The following is a 21595-nucleotide window of genomic DNA, read 5'->3' as shown; positions in this document are numbered from 1 at the left end:
TCCCCGTGATCTTCCGGCTTTCTTCTTTTTAAGAGCCGCTCAGCCCCTGCCCTTAGCGGCTTGTGTAGTCGCCAATCAGTTCCCGCATTCGCAGCTTAATCTCACTGAGCTGGTCTTGCTGACGCTGGTACTGTTGCTTAATGGTTTTGGTGTCATCACTGTCAGGAATAAGCACCAGACAGCCGTCCATAATCTTGACGGTGAGTGTGCCACCAATCTCAAACCCGGCCTGTTTAAGCCACTGCCCTTTAAGATGGATCGCGGGCGGTGCCTTGGCCTTGTTATTTTGCGGCACGTATCCCACGGTATAATAACGTTCGGTTTTTGCCGCTTTATTTACTGCACGGTTTTGCCTAGAATGCGCCTTAGCCATGTTCAACTCCTTCTTAGTTGCTTATGGTTAGCAGCGTGTTCGGGTGCCCGCCCGAATACGTTGCGTTAATCGTTTTTACTTCATTTTGGAAGACCAGCGTTCAGCTTCATACTTAATGATCATGCCTTCCAGTACTTCTTTTATCACCTGCCGCTGTTCCGGCTGCATATTGCTGATCGCCTGAAACTGTAGAGCTAAATCGCTATCAGGTTGTAGCTCATTATCTTCAAATATTAGTGAATCTGTCGTCACTCGCAGTGTCTTCGCTATCTTCTTAACCGCTTCCAGAGACGGTAACGAAATCCCGCCCTCATAACGTTTTACTTGTGTCACGTGAATGCCGATAGCATCCGCTAGTGCCTGTTGTGATAAGCCTTTTTGCTTGCGCAGGGCGATGAGTCTGTTAGCAATACTCATTGAATTAAACCAGTCAGAGAAATTTGCTGTCATTCTATCCCCCAAAAAGTGCTTGCTTTATATTGGTATCCTATCGGATACTAAATAAAAGAGCAATGGAATCTTGACGCAATTTTAGGAAGGTCACTTTATGGCTCGCATACCCGAAGCAGAATTACAGCACCTGAAAGCCACCGTCTCCTTAGTGGCCGTTATCGAGCAGCAAGGGCGGCAGTTGTTTAAGCGCGGCAAAGATATGACCATGTTGTGCCCGTTCCATGAAGAGAAAACACCCTCCATGGTGATCACTCCGTCCAAAAATCTCTATCACTGCTTTGGTTGCAGTGCGGGCGGATCGGTACTGGACTGGGTGATGAAAACCGAAGGGCTGAGCCTGCGCCATGCCGCTGAACGCTTAAAGGCCGTGCTGGGGCACAATCCCGCGGTCGAGCCGCTGGTGCAGCCGGAAGAGCTGGCCAGTGATGCTATCGGGCAGCAGATGTTGTTATCACGGGTGGTTGAGTTTTATCACCATACGTTGCTGAATGCGGCGGAAGCGCAAGCGTACCTGTCCAAACGGCGGCTCAATCATCCTGAGCTGGTCAGTCAGTTCAAACTGGGCTTTGCCAACCGCACGCTGGGCTACCGGCTGCCCCCGAAGAAGATCAAAGCCGGCGCAGAGATCCGTGCCCGCTTGCAGGCGGCCGGGGTCTTGCGGGAGAACGGGCGCGAGCATCTGCGTGGCTCGCTGGTTGTTCCCGTGATGGATGCGCAGGGGCAAATCCACGAACTGTACGGACGCATGATCAGTGATGATCTGCGGGCATCGGTTATCCGCCATCTGTACCTGCCGGGCGCCCATCAAGGCGTCTGGAATGAAGCATCGCTGGGTGTGTCCAAGACGCTGATCCTGTGTGAATCACTCATTGATGCGATGTCGTTCTGGGTGACCGGACACCGCAATGTCACGGCCGCTTACGGGGTGAACGGCATCATCGCCGATCACTGGCAGGCGTTCGAACAGCACGGTATTAAGCAAATCCTGATCGCCTTTGATAATGATACGGCGGGCAATGATGCGGCGGTGAAACTGGCGGCAGCGCTGGTTGCCAAAGGGATCACGCCGCTGCGCGTGGTGTTCCCGCCGGACATGGATGCCAACGAATACCTGTGTCAGATGGCCGAACCGGGATCCGCCTTTGCCCTGCTGATTGAAGGAGCAGTGCCGATGCAGGATGCGGCGGACATCGTGGCGGTTGAGCGCCAGACGGCTGAGCCAGAACCCGCTTCCCCTTTAGCCGCTGAACCCACGCCCAGCGTGACGCCGAATGTGGTCTGTGAGTCCGGTGATCATGGCGAGTTGCTCGTGTCAGTCGGCACACTGCAATGGTGTCTGCGTGGGCTGGGCACGGTGAAAGCGGGATCGGCAGCGATGAAGATCAATGCACAGGTACTGGACACGCAAAGCGGCGTGCTGTTCGCTGATGGCGTTGATCTGATGAGCGCCCGCTCACGCCAGAGTTATGCCCGGCTGGCCGCCGCTGAACTGGGGTTGGGGGAAGCCGAACTGCGCCGTTCGCTGGGGCAGGTGTTACTGGCGGTTGAACAGGGGCAACAGCAGGCCACAGCGGGCACGGAACAAAAAGCAGCGGAAATGAGCCTGACCGAGCGGGAATCAGCACTGGCTCTGTTGCAAGCCCCCTACCTGACCGCACGTATTAGCGCTGACTTAGCCGCCTGCGGTGTGGTCGGCGAATCGACTAATCTGCTTGCGGGTTATCTGGCGGCGGTGAGCCGCAAACTGCCCAAACCGTTAGCTGTCCTGATCCAGAGCAGCAGCGCGGCCGGAAAATCCTCGTTAATGGAGGCCGTACTCAACCTGATCCCCGAAGAAGAGCGCATCCAGTACAGCGCCATGACCGGCCAGAGCCTGTTCTATCTCGGTGAAACTAATCTCCAGCACAAGATTTTAGCGATAGCCGAAGAAGAGGGCGTGCGGCAGGCGGCCTATGCGTTGAAGCTGTTGCAGTCAGACGGCGAGCTGACCATGGCGAGTACGGGCAAGGACGAAGCCACGGGCAATCTGGTCACCAAAAGCTATACCGTGAAAGGCCCGGTGATGCTGATGCTGACCACCACCGCCATTGATGTGGATGAAGAGTTATTGAACCGCTGTCTGGTGCTGACGGTCAACGAATCCCGCGAACAGACCGAAGCGATCCACGCGGTGCAGCGCCAGAAACAAACGCTGGAAGGCTTGCTGGCTGAGAACGAGCGGGACTATCTCACCGCACTGCACCAGAACGCCCAGCGGTTGTTGCGCCCGCTGAATGTGGTCAATCCGTATGCGCACCAACTGACGTTCCTGTCAGACAAAACCCGTACCCGCCGTGACCACATGAAATACCTGACGTTAATCCAGAGTATCGCCCTGTTGCACCAGCACCAGCGGGAGATCAAGACCGCTGAGCATCGCGGCAAGACACTGGAATACATCGAAGTCACGAAAACCGATATCCGGCTGGCGAACCAGCTCGCCCATGAAATCTTAGGCCGGACACTGGACGAGATGCCGCCACAGACGCGCAAACTGTTATTGCTGATACAGCAGATGGCGAACGAGATGGCAACTGAGCAGCAGTGCGCTTTGAATGCCGTGCGCTTTACCCGGCGGGATATCCGGGCTTACACGAACTGGAGCGACAGCCAGCTTAAGCTGCATTGCCAGCGCCTGAGTGACATGGAGTATCTGCTGATCCACGGCGGCAGTCGCGGGCATCTGTTGCAATACGAACTGCTCTGGGACGGTGACGGTGACAGCGCCCACTTAAGCGGCCTGATCGTCCCGGTATGATCCCCGCAAGTCTGGGCAGAACGGAGGCAAGTCTGTCCCAAGTCTGCCCCAAGTCGGGGCTAAGTCTGGGCCGTCAAAACCGCCCTCAAGCCAGAGCCAGACAGGGTTCACAGACCGCAAGTCTGACAAAACGAAAAATCACTGTTCCGGCAACACACTAAAACCGCCCTCTCATACCGTACTGCCGGATAACGCCCACGACTGAAAGGAAAATCCGAATGACAACTTCACATGACAACCCGCTTATCACGCTGCGGGCGCAACTGGAAGCGTACCTCGATACACAGGCCGCACAGGGAAAAAGCCCGCGCACGCGGGAAAGCTACCGGGAACGGCTGTTACCGTTCGTGGACTGGTGCGAACAGCGCACCGTGCAGTATCCGGCACAGATCACGCTGGGGTTACTGGAAAGCTGGCAGCGTTATCTGCGTGCCTACCGTAAGGCCGATGGCCAGCCTTACAGCCATAACGGCCAGCGTGAACGCCTGAGTACCCTGCGGTTGTGGTTCCGTTGGTTGCTGCAACGCCACCACATTCTCTACAACCCGGCCGAGCAGTTGGTATTACCGAAAGAAGAGAAGCGGTTGCCCACTCAGATCCTGAGTGAACGGGAAACCACGCAGGTACTGGACAGTCTTGACGACCAAAGCGTATTGGGGCTGCGCAACCGGGTGATGCTGGAAATCCTCTGGAGCAGCGGCATCCGGCGTATGGAGCTGCGCCAGCTCCGGCGGGGGGATATTGACTTTGAACGCGGGGCCGTGGTGGTCAATCAGGGCAAAGGGAATAAAGACCGGGTGGTGCCTGTCGGTGAGCGGGCACTGGGCTGGCTGACACGTTATCTGGTGCAGGTCCGGCCTCAGTTGGCTGAGGTGTATGACAGCGGCTACCTGTTTATCTCGCAAAAAGGCAGGCCGCTCAGTCCGGGGCACCTGACACACATCGCCGCGAAGGCCATCCGCCATCAGGCCCGGCTTGACAAACCGGGTGCCTGTCACCTGTTCCGGCACTCAATGGCCACGCAGATGCTGGATAACGGGGCGGATATCCGGCATATCCAGGCGATGCTGGGACACGAAAAACTCAATACCACCCAAGTGTATACGCGGGTCGCTATCGGACACCTAAAGAAAGTACATAAGCAAACCCATCCGGCCGAGCGTGCCACTCAGGCATTGCCGGAAGCCGACAAGCATACCGAACCGCCGGAGAGCGGCTCAGACCGTGCCAGCGGAAAACCGGATACCAAGCCGAAGCGATAGCGCACCGGACAGCCTGCACGTCCCCGTTGAGTTGGGCAGGATCGGTGCAGGGGCAGACCGTGGCCGGACTGCCCGTTAGCATCGGTGTCTGCGGGGGTACGTGGGCAATGGGCGGCCTGAACCACGGTGTCCCCGTTCAGTCCGTGCAGGCCGCCCAAAGCCCACTCAACATAATGTGGGGGAATTATACGCCCCTCACCGGGCCGCTCCGCAGCCAGTCAGCCGCATCGAAGAACGGTTCGCAGCGTATAATTAACATTATGTCTGGCGCCCCCGCAGGTCGGCATCGCGGGGTGTGGCGCACAAGGCGGCGCCTTCTGCTGTCAGCACCGGCGCCCGTCCTTGGCAAAAACCGGTGTTCTGCTTTAGCTGCCGTGCCATCGCCCGGCCAACCACCCTGTAGGCAGGTCGGCCTGCGGCCTCCGCTGTTTTACCTCCCCCGCCCCAACCCTGCTGCACTGGCTGCGCGCGGCTCGCACTGCGCTGCGCTCCGTTGCTCGTTGCCGTGCTCGCCATCTCCGCCCCGTGCAGCCCCCGCAGGGGGCTTCCCTTGCGTAAAGCGCCGTCATGCAAAACCGTGGCAAAACCACAGCCACCGTGCACCAGAGCGTCGCAGGGGCGCCGCTTGCAGGCTCTGTGCCGCCCGCACCCGCAGAACGGCCGCCCGCCGCCCAAGCAAGTTGGGCGGCGTTCGCCCGTTGCCGGAAGTGAAAAGCCTCACAAAATCAGGCTGTCCAGCCCATCACAAAGAAAATGGGGCGCTATACTGCACAACAGCTTGCGACGGTAGCAGGGCAAAAACGCACCGGGGCGAAGTGGCAAAACAGGCCAAAAGTGCACTTCGGCGTTTTAGGTTCGCGGGGATGGGCGAAACGGGTAAAAGTGGCTCCTTAATAATCTGATAATCAAGGAAAAAATCGCTTAAAACAGTATGACCGCACCGGAACCTGCCCTAAGACCCGATAGGGTTGATGGGTGGGTTGAATCCGTATGGCTATGTGCATAATCCGCTGTCTTGGGTTGATCCGTTTGGGTTAGCTCCATGCCCTACATTACCTAATGGCCAAACAGTTGCAGAATTTGAAAAAAGCCTCTTTCGCTTACCTGTACAAGAAAGAGTGCCTGTAGTAAGAGAAATGGCAGAAAGTGTTTCCAAAGAAAACAACTGGAAAAGAGCCAAGAATATCGAAAAATTAAATAAGGGAAGAATAATATATCAGGATGACAAATATTATTATTCTGTTGATACACAACATGGCCGGTTTGAAAAAGTTGCTCAAAAACGAGGGAATCATTTAGGCGAAGTAGATATGAAGTTAAATGATATACCTAATAGTATTGATAAAAGTGGCGGACATGATTTAAAGGTAAAATAATGACAGTGAAACTCATTGATTACAAATCTGACAGCATTTCTAGAGGATGTGTTTTTAGATTTCCTGCGGTTTGGCCATATGAAAAAGTTTTAGACCTTTTAGTAGTTAATATTCCAGATGATTATTCTAGGCATGGTCTGGTTGTATCGACTGGACATAAAGCAGGGCTACTATTAATTCAATTACCTAAAGAAAGTGAATATACAGATAAAGTGGCCTTAAAAAAAGAATGGATAATATCAAATTGGAACAAGTGGATTTATCCTGAATGTGACGTAAATGATGTATACATTATGGAACATTACTCACCACCATTAGCAATCAAATAAACTAAATATCTACTTATTAAGGCCGGAAAGATCCCCGTGATCTTCCGGCTTTCTTCTTTTTAAGAGCCGCTCAGCCCCTGCCCTTAGCGGCTTGTGTAGTCGCCAATCAGTTCCCGCATTCGCAGCTTAATCTCACTGAGCTGGTCTTGCTGACGCTGGTACTGTTGCTTAATGGTTTTGGTGTCATCACTGTCAGGAATAAGCACCAGACAGCCGTCCATAATCTTGACGGTGAGTGTGCCACCAATCTCAAACCCGGCCTGTTTAAGCCACTGCCCTTTAAGATGGATCGCGGGCGGTGCCTTGGCCTTGTTATTTTGCGGCACGTATCCCACGGTATAATAACGTTCGGTTTTTGCCGCTTTATTTACTGCACGGTTTTGCCTAGAATGCGCCTTAGCCATGTTCAACTCCTTCTTAGTTGCTTATGGTTAGCAGCGTGTTCGGGTGCCCGCCCGAATACGTTGCGTTAATCGTTTTTACTTCATTTTGGAAGACCAGCGTTCAGCTTCATACTTAATGATCATGCCTTCCAGTACTTCTTTTATCACCTGCCGCTGTTCCGGCTGCATATTGCTGATCGCCTGAAACTGTAGAGCTAAATCGCTATCAGGTTGTAGCTCATTATCTTCAAATATTAGTGAATCTGTCGTCACTCGCAGTGTCTTCGCTATCTTCTTAACCGCTTCCAGAGACGGTAACGAAATCCCGCCCTCATAACGTTTTACTTGTGTCACGTGAATGCCGATAGCATCCGCTAGTGCCTGTTGTGATAAGCCTTTTTGCTTGCGCAGGGCGATGAGTCTGTTAGCAATACTCATTGAATTAAACCAGTCAGAGAAATTTGCTGTCATTCTATCCCCCAAAAAGTGCTTGCTTTATATTGGTATCCTATCGGATACTAAATAAAAGAGCAATGGAATCTTGACGCAATTTTAGGAAGGTCACTTTATGGCTCGCATACCCGAAGCAGAATTACAGCACCTGAAAGCCACCGTCTCCTTAGTGGCCGTTATCGAGCAGCAAGGGCGGCAGTTGTTTAAGCGCGGCAAAGATATGACCATGTTGTGCCCGTTCCATGAAGAGAAAACACCCTCCATGGTGATCACTCCGTCCAAAAATCTCTATCACTGCTTTGGTTGCAGTGCGGGCGGATCGGTACTGGACTGGGTGATGAAAACCGAAGGGCTGAGCCTGCGCCATGCCGCTGAACGCTTAAAGGCCGTGCTGGGGCACAATCCCGCGGTCGAGCCGCTGGTGCAGCCGGAAGAGCTGGCCAGTGATGCTATCGGGCAGCAGATGTTGTTATCACGGGTGGTTGAGTTTTATCACCATACGTTGCTGAATGCGGCGGAAGCGCAAGCGTACCTGTCCAAACGGCGGCTCAATCATCCTGAGCTGGTCAGTCAGTTCAAACTGGGCTTTGCCAACCGCACGCTGGGCTACCGGCTGCCCCCGAAGAAGATCAAAGCCGGCGCAGAGATCCGTGCCCGCTTGCAGGCGGCCGGGGTCTTGCGGGAGAACGGGCGCGAGCATCTGCGTGGCTCGCTGGTTGTTCCCGTGATGGATGCGCAGGGGCAAATCCACGAACTGTACGGACGCATGATCAGTGATGATCTGCGGGCATCGGTTATCCGCCATCTGTACCTGCCGGGCGCCCATCAAGGCGTCTGGAATGAAGCATCGCTGGGTGTGTCCAAGACGCTGATCCTGTGTGAATCACTCATTGATGCGATGTCGTTCTGGGTGACCGGACACCGCAATGTCACGGCCGCTTACGGGGTGAACGGCATCATCGCCGATCACTGGCAGGCGTTCGAACAGCACGGTATTAAGCAAATCCTGATCGCCTTTGATAATGATACGGCGGGCAATGATGCGGCGGTGAAACTGGCGGCAGCGCTGGTTGCCAAAGGGATCACGCCGCTGCGCGTGGTGTTCCCGCCGGACATGGATGCCAACGAATACCTGTGTCAGATGGCCGAACCGGGATCCGCCTTTGCCCTGCTGATTGAAGGAGCAGTGCCGATGCAGGATGCGGCGGACATCGTGGCGGTTGAGCGCCAGACGGCTGAGCCAGAACCCGCTTCCCCTTTAGCCGCTGAACCCACGCCCAGCGTGACGCCGAATGTGGTCTGTGAGTCCGGTGATCATGGCGAGTTGCTCGTGTCAGTCGGCACACTGCAATGGTGTCTGCGTGGGCTGGGCACGGTGAAAGCGGGATCGGCAGCGATGAAGATCAATGCACAGGTACTGGACACGCAAAGCGGCGTGCTGTTCGCTGATGGCGTTGATCTGATGAGCGCCCGCTCACGCCAGAGTTATGCCCGGCTGGCCGCCGCTGAACTGGGGTTGGGGGAAGCCGAACTGCGCCGTTCGCTGGGGCAGGTGTTACTGGCGGTTGAACAGGGGCAACAGCAGGCCACAGCGGGCACGGAACAAAAAGCAGCGGAAATGAGCCTGACCGAGCGGGAATCAGCACTGGCTCTGTTGCAAGCCCCCTACCTGACCGCACGTATTAGCGCTGACTTAGCCGCCTGCGGTGTGGTCGGCGAATCGACTAATCTGCTTGCGGGTTATCTGGCGGCGGTGAGCCGCAAACTGCCCAAACCGTTAGCTGTCCTGATCCAGAGCAGCAGCGCGGCCGGAAAATCCTCGTTAATGGAGGCCGTACTCAACCTGATCCCCGAAGAAGAGCGCATCCAGTACAGCGCCATGACCGGCCAGAGCCTGTTCTATCTCGGTGAAACTAATCTCCAGCACAAGATTTTAGCGATAGCCGAAGAAGAGGGCGTGCGGCAGGCGGCCTATGCGTTGAAGCTGTTGCAGTCAGACGGCGAGCTGACCATGGCGAGTACGGGCAAGGACGAAGCCACGGGCAATCTGGTCACCAAAAGCTATACCGTGAAAGGCCCGGTGATGCTGATGCTGACCACCACCGCCATTGATGTGGATGAAGAGTTATTGAACCGCTGTCTGGTGCTGACGGTCAACGAATCCCGCGAACAGACCGAAGCGATCCACGCGGTGCAGCGCCAGAAACAAACGCTGGAAGGCTTGCTGGCTGAGAACGAGCGGGACTATCTCACCGCACTGCACCAGAACGCCCAGCGGTTGTTGCGCCCGCTGAATGTGGTCAATCCGTATGCGCACCAACTGACGTTCCTGTCAGACAAAACCCGTACCCGCCGTGACCACATGAAATACCTGACGTTAATCCAGAGTATCGCCCTGTTGCACCAGCACCAGCGGGAGATCAAGACCGCTGAGCATCGCGGCAAGACACTGGAATACATCGAAGTCACGAAAACCGATATCCGGCTGGCGAACCAGCTCGCCCATGAAATCTTAGGCCGGACACTGGACGAGATGCCGCCACAGACGCGCAAACTGTTATTGCTGATACAGCAGATGGCGAACGAGATGGCAACTGAGCAGCAGTGCGCTTTGAATGCCGTGCGCTTTACCCGGCGGGATATCCGGGCTTACACGAACTGGAGCGACAGCCAGCTTAAGCTGCATTGCCAGCGCCTGAGTGACATGGAGTATCTGCTGATCCACGGCGGCAGTCGCGGGCATCTGTTGCAATACGAACTGCTCTGGGACGGTGACGGTGACAGCGCCCACTTAAGCGGCCTGATCGTCCCGGTATGATCCCCGCAAGTCTGGGCAGAACGGAGGCAAGTCTGTCCCAAGTCTGCCCCAAGTCGGGGCTAAGTCTGGGCCGTCAAAACCGCCCTCAAGCCAGAGCCAGACAGGGTTCACAGACCGCAAGTCTGACAAAACGAAAAATCACTGTTCCGGCAACACACTAAAACCGCCCTCTCATACCGTACTGCCGGATAACGCCCACGACTGAAAGGAAAATCCGAATGACAACTTCACATGACAACCCGCTTATCACGCTGCGGGCGCAACTGGAAGCGTACCTCGATACACAGGCCGCACAGGGAAAAAGCCCGCGCACGCGGGAAAGCTACCGGGAACGGCTGTTACCGTTCGTGGACTGGTGCGAACAGCGCACCGTGCAGTATCCGGCACAGATCACGCTGGGGTTACTGGAAAGCTGGCAGCGTTATCTGCGTGCCTACCGTAAGGCCGATGGCCAGCCTTACAGCCATAACGGCCAGCGTGAACGCCTGAGTACCCTGCGGTTGTGGTTCCGTTGGTTGCTGCAACGCCACCACATTCTCTACAACCCGGCCGAGCAGTTGGTATTACCGAAAGAAGAGAAGCGGTTGCCCACTCAGATCCTGAGTGAACGGGAAACCACGCAGGTACTGGACAGTCTTGACGACCAAAGCGTATTGGGGCTGCGCAACCGGGTGATGCTGGAAATCCTCTGGAGCAGCGGCATCCGGCGTATGGAGCTGCGCCAGCTCCGGCGGGGGGATATTGACTTTGAACGCGGGGCCGTGGTGGTCAATCAGGGCAAAGGGAATAAAGACCGGGTGGTGCCTGTCGGTGAGCGGGCACTGGGCTGGCTGACACGTTATCTGGTGCAGGTCCGGCCTCAGTTGGCTGAGGTGTATGACAGCGGCTACCTGTTTATCTCGCAAAAAGGCAGGCCGCTCAGTCCGGGGCACCTGACACACATCGCCGCGAAGGCCATCCGCCATCAGGCCCGGCTTGACAAACCGGGTGCCTGTCACCTGTTCCGGCACTCAATGGCCACGCAGATGCTGGATAACGGGGCGGATATCCGGCATATCCAGGCGATGCTGGGACACGAAAAACTCAATACCACCCAAGTGTATACGCGGGTCGCTATCGGACACCTAAAGAAAGTACATAAGCAAACCCATCCGGCCGAGCGTGCCACTCAGGCATTGCCGGAAGCCGACAAGCATACCGAACCGCCGGAGAGCGGCTCAGACCGTGCCAGCGGAAAACCGGATACCAAGCCGAAGCGATAGCGCACCGGACAGCCTGCACGTCCCCGTTGAGTTGGGCAGGATCGGTGCAGGGGCAGACCGTGGCCGGACTGCCCGTTAGCATCGGTGTCTGCGGGGGTACGTGGGCAATGGGCGGCCTGAACCACGGTGTCCCCGTTCAGTCCGTGCAGGCCGCCCAAAGCCCACTCAACATAATGTGGGGGAATTATACGCCCCTCACCGGGCCGCTCCGCAGCCAGTCAGCCGCATCGAAGAACGGTTCGCAGCGTATAATTAACATTATGTCTGGCGCCCCCGCAGGTCGGCATCGCGGGGTGTGGCGCACAAGGCGGCGCCTTCTGCTGTCAGCACCGGCGCCCGTCCTTGGCAAAAACCGGTGTTCTGCTTTAGCTGCCGTGCCATCGCCCGGCCAACCACCCTGTAGGCAGGTCGGCCTGCGGCCTCCGCTGTTTTACCTCCCCCGCCCCAACCCTGCTGCACTGGCTGCGCGCGGCTCGCACTGCGCTGCGCTCCGTTGCTCGTTGCCGTGCTCGCCATCTCCGCCCCGTGCAGCCCCCGCAGGGGGCTTCCCTTGCGTAAAGCGCCGTCATGCAAAACCGTGGCAAAACCACAGCCACCGTGCACCAGAGCGTCGCAGGGGCGCCGCTTGCAGGCTCTGTGCCGCCCGCACCCGCAGAACGGCCGCCCGCCGCCCAAGCAAGTTGGGCGGCGTTCGCCCGTTGCCGGAAGTGAAAAGCCTCACAAAATCAGGCTGTCCAGCCCATCACAAAGAAAATGGGGCGCTATACTGCACAACAGCTTGCGACGGTAGCAGGGCAAAAACGCACCGGGGCGAAGTGGCAAAACAGGCCAAAAGTGCACTTCGGCGTTTTAGGTTCGCGGGGATGGGCGAAACGGGTAAAAGTGGCTCCTTAATAATCTGATAATCAAGGAAAAAATCGCTTAAAACAGTATGACCGCACCGGAACCTGCCCTAAGACCCGATAGGGTTGATGGGTGGGTTGAATCCGTATGGGTATGTGCATAATCCGCTGTCTTGGGTTGATCCGTTTGGGTTAGCAGGCGATGACTGTGGAAAACCCAAACCAAATCGACGCCAAGCCTTAAATAAAGCCAAAGATTTAGCAGGAATACCGCGTTCTCAAAAACCAAATAGACAATGGACTGTTGGGAATGATCCTAAACGGAGAGGTCAAACTAATTATCAATATTCAGAAGATGCGGGTTCGCATGGTCGTTATTACGAGTATATAGATGGTCATGGACATAAAAAAGTTGTACTTGAACATACGAATGATCCTAGAGCGCCCTACCCCCATGCACACGCTGGTCAAGCAAAAACAGGTGCAGATCCAAGAACATATGACTTTAAAGAAAATAGATACCAGAAGATAACCGACCCGAAAACAGACGATCACCATATTTATTATGAATAATAAACTTGAAGAGAAATTGTTGCTGTCAAAAGCAAAGAGATATATGGATAAGATTCATGGGATTAAGAATGTATCTATGTCTTTAATTAATGAAGAAGAATTTCAATGGCATAGAGAAATACATAACAGGATTTTGAAAGGAGAAGAAATACCTGAATGTAAGTTAGAGCTTCCCGTAAATGAGGAGGATATTTACTCATATATGCAATCTAAAATACATATTGGTGAATGTAATAGTCACTATATGTTGTTTGAAGGATTGGCAATCATCTCATTTAATATTGTTGATTTACATGATTTTTTATCTAGCTATTTTGCATTAAATAAAACATTCGATATCAGTATGTTATCACTTAATCCAATGAGAGTTATTGTTATAAGTGACGAAGAATATGAGTTAAATATTTTTGACAAAGCAATATAACAATATGAAAAAGCCGGAAAGATCCCTATGATCTTCCGGCCTTGTTCTTTTAAGAGCTGCTCACTCCCTGCCCTTAGCGGCTGTTGTAATCACCAATCAGCTCCCGCATCCTGAGCTTAATTTCACTGAGCTGATCTTGCTGGCGCTGGTACTGTTGCTTGATAGTTCGGGTGTCGTCTGTCGGGGATCAGCACCAGACAGCCGTCCAGTATTTTGACGGTCAGTGTCCCGTCAATATCAAACCCAGCCTGTTTAAGCCACTGCCCTTTCAGGTGTATCGCGAGCGGGGCTTTAGTTGTAAACCGGTCAAATAATCGCCACCAAAAAACACGAGGTGGTAAGACACTGAATGAATTATTTCAAGGAATACGGATATGTTTACTACCAGAGTAACGGTGTTGCACTTGTATCGTAGTCATTATGGTGGTTAGCTTATTATGTGAATCCGCCACTCGCTATTATTATCACCCCACTCCGCCATCATCAACGGCGGAGTGGTTAATTTCGGTTGTTATGTTCTTAACCCCCGGCCAGATTCAATTAAATACCAAGCCAGAAAATAAAATACGATAATAAAGATACTCAACATACTTAATGTCATCGTCAGAGAGACATCCGCAATACCCAAGAAACCATAGCGGAAACCACTAACCATATAGACAATCGGGTTGAGTTTTGACACGACTTGCCAGAAGGTTGGCAACAGGGTAAGGGAATAAAATACGCCTCCCAGATAAGTCAGTGGTGTCAAGACAAAGGTTGGTATGATGCTGATATCATCGAACGTTTTCGCAAAGATAGCATTCAACAGCCCTGCCAGAGAAAACAAAATAGACGTCGCCAGCAAGGTAATCACTACCATGCCCCATGAATGTATCTGTAACGGCACAAACAATAAGGAAACCAATGTCACCAGAATGCCAACACATACACCACGGGCTACCCCACCGCCAACGAATCCAGCAATGATGACATGAGTTGGAACCGGAGCAACCAGTACTTCTTCAATACTGCGCTGAAATTTGGCGCCAAAGAAAGACGAAGAGACATTCGCGTAAGAGTTGGTAATCACTGACATCATTATCAGCCCGGGCACAATAAACTGCATATAACCCACCCCGCCCATTTCACCAATGCGAGAACCCACCAGATTGCCGAATATAACGAAATACAGAGACATGGTGATTATAGGCGGTAATAATGTCTGCACCCAAATGCGACCAAAACGAGTGATTTCCTTAATCCAAATGGTTTTCAGAGCCACCCAGTACAACTGGATCATTATCTATCTCCTTGATTATTATTGGTCAACCCAACAAACAACTCTTCCAGGCGATTCGCTTTATTACGCATACTGCTAATTTGAATGCCCTGCGTACTTAGCTGGGAAAAAATATCATTCAGCCCCTGTCCACGTTTTACATCAACTTCCAACGTGGCAGCATCAACCAAACGATAATCATAACCATCAACGATAGGAACTGTTCCTTTAAGCTCTAAATCAAGCAAGAAAGTTTCACGTTCAAGCTGGCTGAGCAGGCTTTTCATACTGGTGTTTTCTACCAGTTCACCATGCTGGATGATACCAATATTGCGACACAGCATTTCAGCTTCTTCCAGATAATGAGTCGTCAGAATGATTGTGGTTCCCTGCGCATTTAATTCTCTCAAAAACTCCCACATAGATCGGCGCAGTTCAATATCCACTCCCGCTGTAGGTTCATCAAGGATGAGCAATTTTGGTTGATGCATCAAAGCACGGGCAATCATCAAACGACGTTTCATGCCGCCGGACAAACGAATAGCCCGTTCGTTGCGCTTTTCCCATAGATCCAGTTGAGTAAGATAGATTTCAGCCCTGTCCTGTGCAACATCGCGCGGGACGCCATAATATCCCGCCTGATTCAGTACTATCTGAATCACTGTCTCAAATTGATTAAAATTAAATTCCTGAGGAACAAGACCAAGCTGACGTTTAGCATTAACGATATCTGTATCAATATCGTAGTCAAATACCTTAACCTTACCGCTACTTTTATTGACTAAAGAACTAATAATACCAATCGTAGTGGATTTCCCTGCACCATTTGGCCCCAAAAGCGCGTAAAAATCGCCAGCTTCTACATGCAAATCAATCCCCCGCAGCGCTTTCACCCCGCTTTCATAAGTTTTAGTGAGCTGCGTTAACTCTAATGCGTAAGCCATAAGTAAAAAACACCTTTATTCTTTGCTATTTTTGAGTGCAAGGTGGGAATTATGCCATGATTCTTCCCGCCTTTCTTAGCAATGACAGGGATCAAATAAAAAACATTCTTCAATTAAATATTAAATTCTCAATTAATGTTGTATATGATTCTATCTCAAAAACGTTGTCAGGCTATTAGTTATGATGAGAAAAATTGAAGAGCTGTTTGCCAGGAACAAACAGTGGTCAAAGTCCGTAAATGAAGAAAATCCACTTTTTTTCAAAGAATTATCAAAGGCACAAAAACCCCATTTCCTGTGGATAGGCTGTTCTGATAGCCGAGTACCTGCTGAAAAACTGATTGATGCTGCACCAGGCGATCTTTTTGTTCACCGAAACGTTGCAAACCTTGTTATTCATACCGATCTAAACTGTTTATCCGTTGTACAATATGCTGTTGATGTCCTACAGGTTGAGCACATCATTATCTGCGGTCACTACGGCTGTGGTGGTATTGAAGCTGCTGTGGATGGCACTGAGCTGGGCTTAATCAATAACTGGCTGCTCCACATCCGGGATTTGTGGTACAAACACAGTTCGATGCTTGGCGAATTGCCGCCTAATGATCGACTGAACCGCCTGTGTGAATTGAATGTCATTGAACAGGTTTACAACCTCGGCCACTCTACCATTATGCAATCTGCGTGGAAACGTGGTCAGAAGGTGATGATCCACGGTTGGGTATATGGTTTAAAAGACGGTGAATTACACGATCTGGATATTACGGCGGATAGCCGCGAGAAACTCGAACTTAATTATCGCCAGGCTATCTCCAAATTGTCTCAAGCCAAATAACAAGCTAATCTAAAAAACAAATGGCAGCCTTTTGCTGCCACTTGCTAATAACTCGACTGATTACTTAAAATTACCGCAAAAATCAATCTTCCAATAAGGTGACGTGCCCGATATAAGGCAGGTGACGATAACGCTGGGCATAATCAATGCCGTAACCAACGACAAATTTATCTTCAATCGAATAACCAATCCACTCAACGGGAACATCAACCTCACGACGGGATGGTTTGTTCAGCAAAGTACAAATCGCCAGTGAATTCGGTTCACGCAGCCCCAGAATCTCACGGATTTTGTTCAGTGTATTGCCTGAATCGATAATATCTTCAACGATCAACACATCTTTGCCACGAATGTCTTCATCCAGATCTTTGAGGATTTTCACATCGCGGGTAGAACTCATCTCATTGCCATAGCTGGATGCGGTCATGAAGTCCACTTCATGAGGAACCTGTACTTCACGGCATAAATCTGCCATAAAGATAAATGATCCTTTCAGCAAGCCGACCAACACGAGTTCACGATCGCTCTTACGATAATGTTCGGTAATCTGTTGCCCCAGCTCAGCAATACGTTGCTTAACCTCCTGTTCGGAGATCATCACTTCTACAATATGTTTCTTCATCAATATAACCAGTTGATTTTGTTTTAAATAATCACAATACAAACCCAATGATAAATGTGATTATTTATACACCGCTCAATACCATAAGCTCACCAAGCGCATAAAATAACACTCTATGCCATCAGAACAAACCCTATTCGTTAATGCTCAATTAAATTTTTTTATTGGCAGAAAAAATGGCAATTTTCCCAACATTAAGTAAATTAAGTTTGGCTAACACAGATATTAATATGTTAATTTAAGTAAAACGGTAGAAAATCAGTATAATAGAAATTATGCAAAAAATTACCTTATTGACTTACATCCTGGTTCTGTTCGGTTTTGCGCAACCCGCAAAAGCCCTGTCTGAAAGTGAAGCTGAAAACCTTGCTGATTTAACTGCGGTCTATATTTACCTGAAATATGACTGTGGCTATAGTCAGATCCCAGATCGTGAGATCAGGCGCACGATTATCTATTTTGCCCAACGCCAGAATTGGGATCTCAGTAACTATGATGGTCAGTTAATGGAAGAACTGAATCAATTAGGTTATAACGACTTAAAGGAAATTAACTTACCTCATGAAGTTAAATGTCGTTCTCTTGCTCGACGTTCTCTTAGCCTACTCGCCTATGTAAAATAGTTCCCTAACAAAATCTCTCTATAAGTCAATTTCGCGGTGCAACTAGGTTAATAGTTGGCTATTATGTGCGCCCAATTCCTGGGAACATCACAATGGAGAAATACCTAGACATGTCGCAAAAAGAAATTTGGTATGAAACGTTGCATTCCAATTTCGGTCAATATTTTGCAGTTGAAAATGTGCTTTATCATGACAAAACAGAGCACCAAGACCTAATCATTTTCGAAAATACAGATCTAGGTCGCATTATGGCGCTTGATGGTGTAGTTCAAACCACAGAGCGCGATGAATTTATCTATCATGAAATGATGGCTCATGTGCCATTATTTGCCCACGGCCAAGCTAAAAAGGTGTTAATCATTGGCGGTGGTGATGGTGGAATGCTACGTGAAGTCTGTCGTCATCACTATCTCGACAATATCACAATGGTAGAAATTGATGCTGGTGTGGTTGAATTCTGCCGCCAATACTTACCAAACCATAACGCAGGGGCTTATGACGACCCTCGTTTCAAGCTGGTGATTGATGACGGTGTTAGTTTTGTCAAAACCACATCTGAAAAATTTGATGTCATCATTTCTGACTGCACCGATCCCGCCGGGCCAGGTGAAAGCCTATTTACCTCTGAATTTTATGAAGGCTGCGCCCGCTGCTTAAATGAAAGCGGTATTTTTGTAGCCCAAAATGGCGTCTGTTTTCTGCAACAGGATGAGGCCGTCAATAGCCATAAAAAATTGAGTCGTTATTTTGCTGATAGCAGTTTCTATCAGGCTGCCGTTCCGACCTATTATGGTGGGATTATGACGTTTGCATGGGCAACCCAAAACTCTGCCTTGCGTCAGGTTCCTTTGATAACACTACAACAGCGTTTTGAAGGTGCGGCCATAGCCTGCCGTTACTATACACCTGCCATACATGCAGGAAGTTTTGCATTACCACAATACTTACTGAATGCACTGTCTGGAAACCAATAATCCCCCATTAGCCGGGAGGTGAATGAAATTGCGCAAACTGAAATTGCACGGCTTTAATAATCTCACAAAAAGCTTAAGTTTTTGTATTTATGACATCTGTTATGCAAAAACAAATGCCGATCGCGACAGTTATATCGCGTACATTGATGAACAGTATAATGCAACTCGCCTGACTGAGATCCTCAGTGAAACCTGTTCAATCATTGGTGCAAACATTCTTAATATTGCTCGCCAAGATTATGACCCACAAGGAGCGAGCGTTACCATTCTGATTAGTGAAGAACCCATTGACCCTAATTTAGTGGATAATACAGAAAATCCAGGCCCACTTCCTGATTCTATCGTTGCCCACTTAGACAAAAGCCACATTTGTGTACACACCTACCCGGAAAGCCATCCAGATGGTGGTATATGTACCTTCAGGGCAGATATTGAGGTATCAACTTGTGGTATAATTTCCCCTCTTAAGACCCTAAATTATCTGATCCATGAATTAGAATCTGACATTGTGACGATGGATTACCGTGTTCGTGGTTTTACCCGGGATATCAGTGGCGTAAAACTCTACATAGACCATGAAATTAATTCCATTCAGAATTATGTGACAGAAGAGATCCAATCTCAGTACCACATGCTGGATGTCAATATTTTTCAGGAAAACCTTTTCCATACCAAAATGATGTTGAAAGAATTTGATCTGAATGAGTATTTATTCAATACCACAGCAGAAGAATTAAACGAAATAGAAAAGAAAGAGATCACTCGCTTACTTAAAAAAGAGATACAGGAAATTTACTACGGCAGGAATTTACCTGATCTATAAATATTCGCGCTCTATCTAACTTATTTGACTGGCAGGAAATTAATCTGCCAGTCATTAAACTCCATTTCGGTGAGGGTCTGGCTACCCTATTCTGACGGAACACCTAATTCAGCACTCGTTATAACTTCAGCATTATACATATTTTTTAAATAGTTAAGGGCACTATTCTGATCAACCCCCGGAAACACACAAACAGCATCTGACAATACTTTGATATCATAACCCCGGATAAATGCGCCATAGGCTGTATGCTGGACACAACAATGGGTATGTTGCCCAGTCAAGACAACTTCTTTGACACCATATTGCTTTAAAACTTCTTCCAGATCGGTTCCATCAAAAGCGCTATAAAAATGCTTGGGAGAAATAATTTCACGATCTGCGCCAATGGGAGCCAATTCCGCGACAACTTCAGCGCCCTTCGTTCCTGCCAACGCATGTTTTCCCCAAATACCTATTTCACAATCACTTGCACAATGAGCATCATTGGCATACACCACCAGCCAATCATTCCGGCTTCTGGCATAGTTGATCGTCCGTTGGATCACAGGAATAATTTTCATCGCGCTTTCTTCATTGGCGAGAACACCTGTTACAAAATCATTCAACATGTCGATTACAATAAGAGCTTTCATTTGTAAGACCTTCTTTACTTTTGCATGTGGAATTTTTCAGAAAAAACCATAATTAAAAAACCTTATTTGATAATATAATTATATTGTTTTATATGATAAAAAATATTGAATATTTAATTACTTTAAATAGAAAATAATAATTCCTGAATATACAAAGTGATATAATATTTACTTCTCACTTATCTTTACATACAAAATAATACTACAAGCGATTTAATAAAATTATTTTATAATGGCAGTTGGTTTTCTCAATGAGATAAATCAAATTATTTATATAAGTAATAATATTAATCCATGTCATACATACGGTATTCCAATGAAAATTGGATAATATAGTAACGCACTCCTATACATAAAGCTATTTAAATACGGTTATAAATATTAAGGAATAATAATGATTAAAACCTAACAATACATATCTAGTAAAATTTTCTGACGCTGGTGTTGATGGCGTAGCTCAACCTGAAGGTAAAGGCATGTGACTATTGAAAGAATAATTTCATTTCAGCATAATTCCGCCAATAAAAGAATCATGGTAAAAATTCAACTCCACTTGATACTAAAAAACAACCACAAAACAAAGGAAATGCCTTTAAATATAGTTTAATTTGTTTTTTAAATTTATTGATTTCATTTTACGAAGCAAAAAAAATTAATGTAATTAGAACTATCTTTCACCTACTAACGACCGATTAAATAAAAATCAATCACTATGCTATGGAGTATATAAAAACAACAGTTAAAATAATAAAAAAAATATAAAGTAATATAATTTAGTTGCCTTACAATAAAAATTGTTATCCAATTAACAGTTTTGGTTTAATTATTTGCATGAATTTTATTTTAAGAACATTATGATATATAACTAGATTTATAATAAATACCCTACAATAAACAATAAAAATGAAGATAAAAATTGCCCTCATTGATGACCATGTTGTTGTCCGTTCAGGCTTTGCTCAATTATTGACTCTTGAAGATGACATTATAATCGTTGGTCAATACAGCAGTGCCAGTGAAGCATGGTCAGATTTACTAAAAAAAACGATTGATGTTGTGATTATGGATATTTCCATGCCCAGTGAAAGTGGTTTACAGCTTCTGGCACGATTACGCCCCACATGCCCTAATTTTCGTACTATCATGCTCAGCATTCATGACACTGCTGCTCTAGTACAAAGTGCACTTGATGCAGGTGCACGCGGTTATCTGACAAAATGCTGTGGGCCAGAAGAATTAATCCAGGCAGTACGAACTGTTCATAAAGGAGAAATTTACCTCTGTGCTGACGCATTAAAGGCTCTGCGTCAGAGACCCCAAGAAGTTTCCGTATTACAAATACTAACCTCACGGGAAAAAGAAATTTTTAAATTGCTAATCAATGGTGTTAGCGTAAAAGATATAGCTGAACAACTTGAACTAAGCCCCAAAACAGTACATGTTCATCGTGCTAATATTCTTAGTAAGTTGCAGTGCGACTCCACTATTGAACTTGTTCATTACGCATTACAACATCAAATCATTACGGGTTAG

General features: G+C 49.1%; 24 protein-coding genes and 1 pseudogene. 16 read left to right on the top strand and 9 right to left on the bottom strand.

Annotation, left to right across the window (positions count from 1 at the left end; translation table 11 throughout):
- Positions 1-52: 52 nt before the first annotated feature.
- Both Xmir_RS05455 and Xmir_RS05450 read right to left on the bottom strand, forming a co-directional pair.
- Positions 53-373 (bottom strand): SymE family type I addiction module toxin, encoded by a 321-nt coding sequence (locus Xmir_RS05455; protein WP_099113400.1) that lies wholly within the window; start codon positions 371-373, stop codon positions 53-55.
- A 75-nt stretch (positions 374-448) separates the two neighbouring features.
- Complete coding sequence (locus Xmir_RS05450) at positions 449-790, bottom strand: helix-turn-helix domain-containing protein (protein WP_339373871.1); 342 nt, start codon at positions 788-790, stop codon at positions 449-451.
- A 130-nt stretch (positions 791-920) separates the two neighbouring features.
- Between Xmir_RS05450 and Xmir_RS05445 the strand changes: the two genes are divergently transcribed.
- The 6 genes and pseudogenes from Xmir_RS05445 to imm45 all read left to right on the top strand — a co-directional run bounded on the left by Xmir_RS05445 (position 921) and on the right by imm45 (position 6590).
- Positions 921-3623, top strand: a complete 2703-nt coding sequence (locus Xmir_RS05445; protein WP_099113398.1) for a CHC2 zinc finger domain-containing protein — start codon at positions 921-923, stop codon at positions 3621-3623.
- Between the two features lie 218 nt (positions 3624-3841).
- The gene (xerC, locus tag Xmir_RS05440) at positions 3842-4885 is read left to right on the top strand and encodes a site-specific tyrosine recombinase XerC (RefSeq protein WP_099113397.1); all 1044 of its coding nucleotides are present in this window, start codon (positions 3842-3844) and stop codon (positions 4883-4885) included.
- Between the two features lie 374 nt (positions 4886-5259).
- Positions 5260-5787, top strand: coding sequence for a hypothetical protein (locus Xmir_RS22705; RefSeq protein WP_145956868.1), 528 nt, complete (start codon positions 5260-5262; stop codon positions 5785-5787).
- A gap of 13 nt (positions 5788-5800) precedes the next feature.
- A pseudogene (locus Xmir_RS31665) lies at positions 5801-5934 on the top strand (RHS repeat-associated core domain-containing protein); the annotation flags it as partial.
- Between the two features lie 87 nt (positions 5935-6021).
- On the top strand, positions 6022-6261 hold the full coding sequence (locus tag Xmir_RS31660) for a colicin E3/pyocin S6 family cytotoxin (RefSeq protein WP_339373872.1): 240 nt from the start codon (positions 6022-6024) through the stop codon (positions 6259-6261).
- The gene (gene imm45 / locus Xmir_RS05420) at positions 6261-6590 is read left to right on the top strand and encodes an Imm45 family immunity protein (protein ID WP_244170862.1); all 330 of its coding nucleotides are present in this window, start codon (positions 6261-6263) and stop codon (positions 6588-6590) included. Before Xmir_RS31660 ends, imm45 begins: the two co-directional genes overlap by 1 nt.
- 83 nt (positions 6591-6673) lie before the next feature.
- Here the strand turns inward: imm45 and Xmir_RS05415 are convergent, their stop codons facing one another.
- Together Xmir_RS05415 and Xmir_RS05410 are read right to left on the bottom strand one after the other, a co-directional pair.
- Complete coding sequence (locus tag Xmir_RS05415) at positions 6674-6994, bottom strand: SymE family type I addiction module toxin (RefSeq protein ID WP_099113400.1); 321 nt, start codon at positions 6992-6994, stop codon at positions 6674-6676.
- A 75-nt stretch (positions 6995-7069) separates the two neighbouring features.
- Positions 7070-7411, bottom strand: coding sequence for a helix-turn-helix domain-containing protein (locus tag Xmir_RS05410; RefSeq protein WP_339373871.1), 342 nt, complete (start codon positions 7409-7411; stop codon positions 7070-7072).
- A gap of 130 nt (positions 7412-7541) precedes the next feature.
- On the opposite strand from Xmir_RS05410, the gene Xmir_RS05405 reads away from it, so the two are divergent.
- The 5 genes from Xmir_RS05405 (at position 7542) to Xmir_RS05380 (ending at position 13345) form a co-directional block, all read left to right on the top strand.
- Positions 7542-10244 (top strand): CHC2 zinc finger domain-containing protein, encoded by a 2703-nt coding sequence (locus tag Xmir_RS05405; protein WP_099113398.1) that lies wholly within the window; start codon positions 7542-7544, stop codon positions 10242-10244.
- A gap of 218 nt (positions 10245-10462) precedes the next feature.
- Positions 10463-11506 carry a site-specific tyrosine recombinase XerC gene (gene xerC, locus Xmir_RS05400; protein ID WP_099113397.1) on the top strand — a complete coding sequence of 348 codons (1044 nt, stop codon included), beginning with the start codon at positions 10463-10465 and terminating at the stop codon, positions 11504-11506.
- A gap of 374 nt (positions 11507-11880) precedes the next feature.
- Positions 11881-12408 carry a hypothetical protein gene (locus Xmir_RS22700; protein ID WP_145956868.1) on the top strand — a complete coding sequence of 176 codons (528 nt, stop codon included), beginning with the start codon at positions 11881-11883 and terminating at the stop codon, positions 12406-12408.
- 69 nt (positions 12409-12477) lie between these two features.
- A complete protein-coding gene (locus Xmir_RS05385) occupies positions 12478-12921 on the top strand; it encodes an RHS repeat-associated core domain-containing protein (RefSeq protein ID WP_244170861.1) in 444 nt (147 codons plus the stop codon).
- Between the two features lie 43 nt (positions 12922-12964).
- Complete coding sequence (locus Xmir_RS05380; RefSeq protein ID WP_145956867.1) at positions 12965-13345, top strand: hypothetical protein; 381 nt, start codon at positions 12965-12967, stop codon at positions 13343-13345.
- Between the two features lie 122 nt (positions 13346-13467).
- On the opposite strand, the gene Xmir_RS28060 is transcribed toward Xmir_RS05380, so the two are convergent.
- The 3 genes from Xmir_RS28060 to Xmir_RS05360 form a co-directional block, all read right to left on the bottom strand.
- Entirely contained in the window at positions 13468-13617 is a 150-nt protein-coding gene (locus Xmir_RS28060) for a SymE family type I addiction module toxin (protein WP_339373870.1), read from the bottom strand.
- A gap of 239 nt (positions 13618-13856) precedes the next feature.
- A complete protein-coding gene (locus Xmir_RS05365; protein ID WP_099113393.1) occupies positions 13857-14627 on the bottom strand; it encodes an ABC transporter permease in 771 nt (256 codons plus the stop codon).
- Positions 14627-15550: an ABC transporter ATP-binding protein gene (locus tag Xmir_RS05360; RefSeq protein ID WP_099113392.1), complete on the bottom strand. Its 924-nt coding sequence runs from the start codon at positions 15548-15550 to the stop codon at positions 14627-14629. Before Xmir_RS05360 ends, Xmir_RS05365 begins: the two co-directional genes overlap by 1 nt.
- 181 nt (positions 15551-15731) lie before the next feature.
- On the opposite strand from Xmir_RS05360, the gene can reads away from it, so the two are divergent.
- The gene (gene can, locus Xmir_RS05355) at positions 15732-16385 is read left to right on the top strand and encodes a carbonate dehydratase (protein ID WP_099113391.1); all 654 of its coding nucleotides are present in this window, start codon (positions 15732-15734) and stop codon (positions 16383-16385) included.
- Between the two features lie 82 nt (positions 16386-16467).
- Here the strand turns inward: can and hpt are convergent, their stop codons facing one another.
- On the bottom strand, positions 16468-17007 hold the full coding sequence (hpt, locus tag Xmir_RS05350) for a hypoxanthine phosphoribosyltransferase (protein WP_099113390.1): 540 nt from the start codon (positions 17005-17007) through the stop codon (positions 16468-16470).
- Between the two features lie 275 nt (positions 17008-17282).
- Here hpt and Xmir_RS05345 point away from each other — a divergent pair, with 275 nt between their 5' ends.
- The 3 genes from Xmir_RS05345 to speD all read left to right on the top strand — a co-directional run bounded on the left by Xmir_RS05345 (position 17283) and on the right by speD (position 19427).
- Positions 17283-17630 carry a YacC family pilotin-like protein gene (locus tag Xmir_RS05345; RefSeq protein WP_099113389.1) on the top strand — a complete coding sequence of 116 codons (348 nt, stop codon included), beginning with the start codon at positions 17283-17285 and terminating at the stop codon, positions 17628-17630.
- A 110-nt stretch (positions 17631-17740) separates the two neighbouring features.
- On the top strand, positions 17741-18604 hold the full coding sequence (gene speE, locus Xmir_RS05340) for a polyamine aminopropyltransferase (protein WP_099113388.1): 864 nt from the start codon (positions 17741-17743) through the stop codon (positions 18602-18604).
- A 22-nt stretch (positions 18605-18626) separates the two neighbouring features.
- Positions 18627-19427 (top strand): adenosylmethionine decarboxylase, encoded by an 801-nt coding sequence (gene speD, locus Xmir_RS05335; protein ID WP_167385945.1) that lies wholly within the window; start codon positions 18627-18629, stop codon positions 19425-19427.
- Positions 19428-19513: 86 nt separating this feature from the next.
- On the opposite strand, the gene Xmir_RS05330 is transcribed toward speD, so the two are convergent.
- Entirely contained in the window at positions 19514-20062 is a 549-nt protein-coding gene (locus Xmir_RS05330) for a cysteine hydrolase family protein (RefSeq protein ID WP_099113387.1), read from the bottom strand.
- A gap of 903 nt (positions 20063-20965) precedes the next feature.
- Between Xmir_RS05330 and Xmir_RS05325 the strand changes: the two genes are divergently transcribed.
- Positions 20966-21595 carry a response regulator transcription factor gene (locus Xmir_RS05325; protein ID WP_099113386.1) on the top strand — a complete coding sequence of 210 codons (630 nt, stop codon included), beginning with the start codon at positions 20966-20968 and terminating at the stop codon, positions 21593-21595.

Source organism: Xenorhabdus miraniensis, assembly GCF_002632615.1.
Note: the sequence above shows the minus strand (reverse complement) of the source record. Positions and strands in the feature narration are given on the sequence as shown.